Source organism: Vibrio sp. TMPB1044 (assembly GCF_030442075.1).
Lineage (GTDB): Bacteria > Pseudomonadota > Gammaproteobacteria > Enterobacterales > Vibrionaceae > Vibrio > Vibrio satsumensis.
Genome location: NZ_JAUJED010000022.1, coordinates 32,236 through 40,537 on the forward strand (window position 1 = coordinate 32,236; position 8,302 = coordinate 40,537).

The 8,302-nt window shown below is 44.8% G+C and carries 7 protein-coding genes; 4 read left to right on the top strand and 3 right to left on the bottom strand.

All coding sequences use genetic code 11. From position 1 onward, the window contains the following. Positions 1-159: 159 nt before the first annotated feature. Entirely contained in the window at positions 160-474 is a 315-nt protein-coding gene (yqfB, locus tag QQ041_RS15430) for a N(4)-acetylcytidine aminohydrolase (RefSeq protein ID WP_017055195.1), read from the top strand. Positions 475-523: 49 nt separating this feature from the next. Then, positions 524-973, top strand: coding sequence for a hypothetical protein (locus QQ041_RS15435; RefSeq protein WP_285954378.1), 450 nt, complete (start codon positions 524-526; stop codon positions 971-973). A 132-nt stretch (positions 974-1,105) separates the two neighbouring features. Here the strand turns inward: QQ041_RS15435 and QQ041_RS15440 are convergent, their stop codons facing one another. From QQ041_RS15440 to QQ041_RS15450, 3 genes are all read right to left on the bottom strand, one after another. Then, the gene (locus QQ041_RS15440; protein WP_285954379.1) at positions 1,106-2,344 is read right to left on the bottom strand and encodes a leucine-rich repeat-containing protein kinase family protein; all 1,239 of its coding nucleotides are present in this window, start codon (positions 2,342-2,344) and stop codon (positions 1,106-1,108) included. A 142-nt stretch (positions 2,345-2,486) separates the two neighbouring features. Further along, positions 2,487-3,065: a TetR/AcrR family transcriptional regulator gene (locus tag QQ041_RS15445; RefSeq protein ID WP_146489905.1), complete on the bottom strand. Its 579-nt coding sequence runs from the start codon at positions 3,063-3,065 to the stop codon at positions 2,487-2,489. Then, positions 3,062-4,498, bottom strand: coding sequence for a coniferyl aldehyde dehydrogenase (locus QQ041_RS15450; RefSeq protein WP_285954380.1), 1,437 nt, complete (start codon positions 4,496-4,498; stop codon positions 3,062-3,064). The genes QQ041_RS15445 and QQ041_RS15450 overlap by 4 nt, the downstream gene beginning before the upstream one ends. Before the next feature lie 561 nt (positions 4,499-5,059). Between QQ041_RS15450 and speA the strand changes: the two genes are divergently transcribed. Together speA and speB are read left to right on the top strand one after the other, a co-directional pair. After that, positions 5,060-6,967, top strand: coding sequence for an arginine decarboxylase (gene speA, locus QQ041_RS15455; RefSeq protein WP_105057850.1), 1,908 nt, complete (start codon positions 5,060-5,062; stop codon positions 6,965-6,967). Next, positions 6,967-7,896 carry an agmatinase gene (gene speB, locus QQ041_RS15460; RefSeq protein ID WP_285954381.1) on the top strand — a complete coding sequence of 310 codons (930 nt, stop codon included), beginning with the start codon at positions 6,967-6,969 and terminating at the stop codon, positions 7,894-7,896. The genes speA and speB overlap by 1 nt, the downstream gene beginning before the upstream one ends. Positions 7,897-8,302: the final 406 nt, after the last annotated feature.

Here is an 8,302-nt window from a genome sequence, read left to right on the forward strand (position 1 = left end):
AGCTTAAAGGTTTAAGAAAAGGAGAACTTCGGTTCTCCTTTTTTATTGCCTGCTATTTGGCTCTGCCATATTCTCTCGCATCTAATTTTTATTCGCTTGATCTGGCATTCTGGTATATAAACATCTACCTAACCTTTAAATGTTAAGCGACCGATATAAATGACCGCACCAACTACTATGACGTTCTTTGGACGTTTTGAAGCTGACATCCTTTCTGGCAAAAAGACCATTACCATTCGCGATGAATCTGAACGCGATTACCAACCCGGTAGCGTTGTTGAAGTATCAACGTTAGAAGAAGGTCGCGTGTTCTGTAATCTTAAGATCATCAGCGTAGAACCAATCCTGTTCGATGAACTGGGTGAGTTTCATGCACAACAAGAGAACATGACGCTGCAAGTTCTGAAAGATGTGATTCAAGATATCTACCCAGGTATTTCTCAGCTTTACGTTGTCTCTTACGAGCTGGTTTAATCGCTAACAACGCACGTTTAGTACAGTTCTTGGATAGATAGGAGGGATTATGACTGAGTTCTCGAGCGACACTAAGCAGCAAATCTTGCTTCAACTTTATTGTCGTGAGCAAACTGACCAGCCGTTAATTCCTCGTACCGATCTCGACATCGATCTTTACGACAGCGAAGCGTTTTTAGTTTGGCGTGCAACCAAGCGCGACTTTGTTATCAGTGATATTGAAAACCGTGTTTGGGTAAAAAGCTGCCCGGGTGGTTACATTACTGAAGTGCATTTTAAAGCGGATGGCACTCTAACGGAGTACCGTTTGTTTGACCGCTTTAAAACGGTAGGGCAATGGCAGTTAAAAGACGGCTTATTGCACGTTGAGATTACTAAGGGCGATAACCGATATCAATTTGCGGTTGTTGCTAGGGCAGATCTTAATATCCATTCAGCGGTGGAACATAAGAACGGCGACCTGCATTCGTATCTGAAGCTAGTGCAAGCTGAGTGTTAACTCCTTTCATCGAGCTTACTAAAGTGAGCAATATTCCCAGAAACAACAAAGCCAACAGTGATGTTGGCTTTGTTGTTTCTGGCGAAGCTAACTAAGCGTTAGCATTCTTTAAGTTCTGTTTATCTACGGCGTTTACGCTTCAAAGTTTGTTAGGCGAGAGTGCAGTTCACTTCCAACATCTTGTTTCGCGCAAACCGTTAGCAAGTCATCAATAAAGTACTTTAATGCGCGAGCTTCGATACGACGAATGCCTTGTTGCTGTTCTTCAGTTAGGTAGCCATAGATAGTTGCAGCGCCAAAGTCACCAAAGATCATTTGGCCTTGCTTATTGACTAGGGTGTTGTGCGCATACAAATCACCGTGGCACACCTTGTTGTCGTGTAGGTGATTAAATACATCAATCATTTGAGTAACGATGTTGTCGATTTGCGCGATTGGAAGTTCGAAATCTTCTGGGAAAGTATCACGGGTGCAAGTCTCGAGTGTCGGTGGCAAGCCTAGGTTGTAATAGCTGCTTGGGATAAGCTCCATTACCAACGCAAGGTAATCTTGCTCGTCCACTTGAGCGATAGACTTCACTAGGTTGCTATGGTGACCAGCTTGAAGACACGCTTCCAGTTCATCATGTGGGTAGCCGTCGCTTGTTACTTCGCCTTTGAATACTTTAACTGCCACTTCCTGAGGGAAATCAAAATCACTGTTTGACCAATTAGCATGAGATATCACGCCTGATGCGCCTTGGCCAAGCACTTGGTTCAATGAGTAGCATTGCGAGCTCACCGCTGGCACGCTATCTAAGCTGCTCGGGTGTTTGCAAAATGGATTACCCGCAAAGGCTAACCAAGCCAGTTTCGGAAGCTTAATAAGGAACTCTGGGAATTCCGTCAGTTGGTTTGCAGACAAGCGAACCAGTCCGAGGTTGGATAGCTTTTCCATACTCTCAGGTAAAGCGCGAAGCTGGTTGCCTGCGAGTGCCAGCTTTTGCAGTCTTGGTCTTTCACCCAGTGAGTTAGGCAGAACCTCGATTGCATTATCTGTCAGGATCAACCAGCGTAATTGAGGTGGCAGAGACTCTTCACTCACGGTTTTGATTTGGTTGGTCTTGAAACCGATCATTTCAAGTTTAGGAAGTGACCCAAGAACATCAGGAAGGTGCGTAAATAGGTTATTTGACGCGAAGATAATACGCAGGTGAGTCAGCTGTGATAACTCTTCAGGTAAGTCTGATAGTTGATTCCCCGAAAGATCCAGAATTTCTAGTGAATCGGCGAGATCCAATATTTCTAATGGAAACTCAGTGAGACCTTCTGATAGTTTTAAGCGCTTAATACCTTTAAGTTGCCCTGATTTTAATTGTTCTAGAGTATGCAAACCTTAGCCTTATGAATAGATGTTCGAGGCGCGTAGTTTACTTGTCTCAATTGAGAAAGGCGAGTATCCGCAACAATACTCGCCTAACTAATCTAACTGTTTAGGTGCCTGTCTGCTTTATCGAGCTGTAGCACTTTGGGAGTTACTGCGCTTGACCACCAATGGCACGCCAACACATATCAAAGCTATCATTGATGTACTTGGCTGATTGCTCTTGCGATAACTCGTCCTGTTCGATTAGCCAGTTTGCACAAATCAAAAAATGGCTGTGAATGAAGTGTCTAACAAGATTAATGTCTAACACCATTAACTCACCAGCCTCTTGTCCTTTCAGTACGATGTCATCGAGTGATGCGAACATCTGCGACACGATGACTTCACGAGTTTGAGTCGTTGGGTCAAAATGAACATTGGTGAAGAACTTCATGGCGACTGGGTTTTCTAATGCCCACTCAATCCCTGTCATCCACATGAATTTAAAGGCTTGATAGCGGTTTTGTTCAGCGACTTCTGCGTGCTGGTCAAGAGTAGAAAATAGCTCTACTTTCAGTTCACGAAACAGTTCATCAATCAGTAGAGATTTGTTTTCAAAGTGATGAAATAGCGTCGCTTTTGCTACACCTGCGGTCTTCGCTATCTGCCCAGTAGATGTGCCCTCTAACCCTTGTTGAGAGAAGAGTAGGAGCGCAGCATCTAGGATTTTTTGCCTTTTTGTAATCATCGATTCAGTACTTTGAACATCATTTTTTTGATTGGGTTGTTGTATGGAGGGTGCATCAACTTAGTGAAGTTGATCTTGCCTCGAGTCAACACGGTTTTCGCATGGCTAAACGTTTTGAAGCCTTCAATGCCGTGGTAGTGTCCCATGCCTGAAGGGCCAATACCACCAAACGGTGCGTCTTCTGCTGCTACATGTACTAGAGAGTCGTTAATACAAACACCGCCTGAGTGTGTGTCTGATAAGAATCGGTCTTGAGTCTGTTTATCGTGACTCATTAGGTACAGCGCAAGTGGACGTTCTCTAGTGGTGATGTAGCTTATCGCTTCTTCAATCGAATCATAAGGCACGACAGGAAGCACAGGGCCAAACAACTCTTCTTGCATTGCCACCATGTCATCATTCACTTCGGTGAGAAGGTGCGGTGTCATTCTATGGTTCACGTCGTCTTGTGCCTGCTCGGTGACGGTGTGTATCACAGCACCTTTTGACTTCGCATCGTCAACCACACTTTTTAATCGATTGTACTGGCGCATGTTAACCACTGAGGTTAAGTCTTTGCTCTCAATTCCCGCTTTATAGAGCTTCTTGAAGTAGCGCTTGTAAGCGGTGATAAATGCCTCGACTTTCTCTCGTGGCAGCAAGATGTAATCCGGTGCGACACAGATTTGACCTGCGTTCAAGCTCTTGGCAAACAAGATACGTTCAACGGCGTCAGCGACATCGAAATCAGGAGCGATGATGGTTGGAGATTTTCCACCTAGCTCAAGTGTCACTGGCGTTAAGTTCGCGGCTGCAGCTCTCATAACGTGCTTTCCTACAGCCGTCGACCCAGTGAATAGAATATGGTCGAACGGCAGCTGGCTAAATGCTGCGGAAACATCCGCTTCGCCTTCGATAATCGCAACCTGATTTTCACTGAACCCTTCTGCCAACATCGCTTTTAACACACGGTTGGTTGCAGGGGTGAACTCAGACATCTTAAGCATTGCCGTGTTACCTGCCGCCAACGCTGTGATCAGAGGACCTAAAGAGAGCATCACCGGGAAGTTCCAAGGAACAATAATACCGACCACGCCCACAGGCTGATAATGAACAGTAATCTTAGCTGGTGTTAGCATCAAACCGGCTTTACGTCGTGAAGGCTTCAACCATTTCTTAAGGTTTTTATCACTGTAATTGATTTGGTGTAGGGAAGGGGTGATGTCAGCGATTAAGCTGTCGTGCTTTGCTCGATGGCCATAATCTTCTGATACTGCCTCAATCAACTTTTCTTGATAACGCATTAGTAATGACTTGAGCGTTGCGAGATCGGCTCTTCTCTGTCCTAGTGTCGGATTTACATTATTGCGGTAGTGATCTTTTTGTCGGTTGAACAGTTGATCCATGTCGTTGGTGTTCGACGTGTTTGGTTCAAGGTCTAGATTATGACTCATAGTATCCCCTAAATTTGAATGCTGACCGATTGGTTGGTCGGTTGAAATTACAAGAATATCTAGCCGAATACAAGATATGCGCAAGAAAAGTTCAATAATTGAGCGGTTAAAACATTGAAGTGAGCGATTTTTAGTTGGAGGAAGGAAGTATTAATCGGCATTGAATTAGGGGACACCCGCTATGGCAGTGATAGTGAAAGTTCAGATTGGGAAGTGCTTATATTTGTCACAACTCTGACTTAACCTCACTCAATTTACTAAGAATCTTATGGTTCCTACACTTTTTGTCTCCCTAATTTTATGTGAGAAATTGCTTTATATTTAATGCGCTTCAGCCTGTTTTTTACCCTAAAACCTTGTAATTCCTTACCTGCCACTTTAAGTCGATCTGTCGATAAAAAAACGTAATCGTAACCACAAATATCAATGGTTGGACTCACTCTTAATAATATCGGTTAATGCAGCCAACAAATCGTTTTTGAACGCTTTTTGTTGGGTTATACCTCGCTATTCCAAAGAGGTATCTTCTGTCGATGGCCCTATAGTGTGAGGTCTCTAGAATTGGAAAATTCGGTTAATTTGGAACGCATCCGTGCTGAGTATAATGTAAAGCACTGGAGCCAAGGTTTTTATGGCATTGATGATAACGGTGAAGTGTATGTATCACCGAGCGAAACGGATCATCAAGTCCCACTAAGTAAGATCGTAAAACAGTTAGAGCAAAGAAATATTGGTTTGCCTGCTCTTGTGCGTTTTCCTCAAATCGTGCATCAGCGTGTGCACAATATCTGTAACGCATTTAACCAAGCGATCGAAGAGTATCAGTACGACAACCGTTACCTACTTGTTTATCCGATTAAAGTTAACCAGCAAAAAGAAGTGGTTGATGAGATCTTAGCGAGCCAAGCTCAATTAGAGCAGAAGCAGCTAGGCCTAGAGGCGGGCAGCAAGCCTGAGCTATTAGCGGTATTGGCGTTGGCTCAAAAAGCGAGCTCTGTGATCGTATGTAACGGTTACAAAGACAGAGAATACATCCGTCTTGCGCTGATTGGCGAGAAGTTAGGGCACAAGGTATTTATCGTTCTAGAGAAATTGTCTGAGCTTGATCTTGTTCTTTCTGAAGCGAAAGCGCTTGGTGTGAAACCTCGTTTGGGTTTACGTATCCGTCTTGCTTCTCAAGGTGCAGGTAAATGGCAAGCAAGCGGTGGTGAGAAGTCGAAGTTTGGCTTGTCTGCATCACAAGTGCTTACCGTTATCGAACGCTTGAAAGCAGAAGACCAGCTGGATGTTCTAGAGCTCGTACACTTCCACCTAGGTTCGCAAATGGCGAATATTCGCGACGTGCGCAACGGTGTGAGTGAAGCAGCTCGATTCTACTGTGAACTGCGTGATATTGGCGCTCAACTGAAGTTCTTAGATGTTGGTGGTGGTTTGGCGGTCGATTACGACGGCACGCGCAGCCAATCTTCAAACTCAATGAACTACGGCTTGCTTGAGTACGCTCGTAATATCGTGATGACAGTTGGGGACATTTGTAAGCTCTATAATCAGCCACAACCTGTGATCATTTCTGAGTCTGGTCGCTCACTGACTGCGCACCATGCTGTGTTGATCACCAACGTGATTGGTACTGAAAGCTACTCACCGGAAGATATGGCAGCGCCAGAAGCAGACGCACCACTGTTGCTTAACAACATGTGGAAGAACTTCTTAGAGCTCGATGCTGGTAACGATGACCGTGCGTTGATTGAGATCTACAACGACACGCAGAGTGATATTGCCGAAGCACACAACCAATTTGCGACCGGTATGCTGAACCTTCAGCACCGTGCTTGGGCTGAGCAGATGTCTTTGCGTATCAACTACGAGCTAAGCACTCGTATGAGCACAAAGAACCGTTACCACCGTCCAATTTTGGATGAGTTGAGCGAACGTTTAGCAGACAAGTTCTTCGTGAACTTCTCACTATTCCAGTCATTGCCAGACGCTTGGGGTATTGATCAGGTGTTCCCTGTATTGCCACTGAGCGGTTTAGACAATGCGGATGAGCGTCGTGCTGTGGTGTTGGACATCACTTGTGACTCTGACGGTACGATTGACCAGTATGTTGATGGTCAAGGCATTGAAACAACCTTGCCAGTACCAGCGTGGAACCCAGATGAACCATACCTGATGGGCTTCTTCCTAGTAGGGGCGTACCAAGAGATCTTGGGCGATATGCATAACCTATTTGGTGATACGCACAGTGTTGTGGTGAATGTTGATGAGAGCGGAGAAGCGAACATTGACTACATCAACGAAGGCGACACAGTAGAAGACATGATGCGTTACGTTCACATTGATATGGACCTAATTCGTCAGAACTACAAAGAATTGGTAACGGCTAAAGTACCAGCTCAAGAGCAGCAAAGCGTACTTGAAGAGTTAGAGCAAGGCTTGATGGGTTATACCTATCTTGAGGATTTTTAATGAACGATCTATTTACGAAACCAGATTACTCGCTGTATTCCAATGCGATGACGTTTATGCGCCGTCCATTGGTGCAGAACCCAATCGACAATAATGCTGATGTGGTTGTGCTAGGTGCGCCGTTAGATATGGCGACGTCTGGTCGACCGGGTGCTCGTATGGGCCCTGATGCGATTCGTCGTGCGTCAGTTAACTTGGCGTGGGAAGGCAAAAAATTCCCTTGGGACTTCAATGTATTTGAACACACCTCGGTGATTGATGCTGGCGACCTTGTATTTGATTGTGGTGATGCAGAAGACCTAACTCAACGTTTGGAAGCAGCAGCTGATGCGATTCTAAACAGTGGTAAAACTTTGTTAGGTTTAGGTGGCGATCACTTCATTACACTGCCTTTGCTTAGAGCGTACGGCAAGAAGTACGGTGAGATGGCGTTGATCCACTTCGACGCGCATACCGACACCTACAACCAAGGCAGCCGTTACGACCACGGCACCATGTTCTACCATGCACCAAACGAAGGCCTTATCTCGCCAGAACACTCGGTGCAGATCGGCATTCGCACGGAGTATAAGCAAGAAGGTCACGGCTTCAACGTCATTAATGCGATGCAAGCGAATGACATGAGTGTGGACGAGATCATTGCTCAAGTGAAAGGTATTGTTGGTGACAAGCCAGTGTATCTGACGTTTGATATCGACTGTCTGGATCCTGCATTTGCGCCGGGTACTGGCACGCCAGTGTGTGGTGGTTTGAACTCAGATAAAGTTCTGAAAATCATCCGCGGTTTGCAGGGCATCAACATGGTTGGTATGGACGTTGTAGAGGTTTCTCCAGCGTATGACCAAAGCGAAATTACAGCGTTAGCTGGTGCGACGATTGCGCTTGAGCTGCTTTATGTTTGGACTGCAAATCGCCTCGCTAAATCATAATGTTTCATCGGTAACAGCATAACGCTATATACTGGTTCTAAAGCCCACTAAGGTTCAACTTAGTGGGCTTTTTTGTTTTCTAACTATCCAACTGACTGAGCCATCACAAAGCCCCATAACGCTTATGGGAAAAGTTGGTTAATCTGCTGTCAAATATCTCTTATGCAACTTATTTTATTGGTTTTTTTGTGGTTTCTATAAATCAATAGCCTGCTTACTGTCTCAAATATGGGACTTACCTCTGCTTTGCTATTAACGCATATCTCACCTCTATTAATACCCCATATTCGCTAATGATTTATCAACCTTATTACTGTATATATTTATAAAACGAAGAGGTGCAATTACATTGTGCGTTTATTTGCATATAAATCAGCATCCTACTAACTTTTAACTCAGGTTTTCA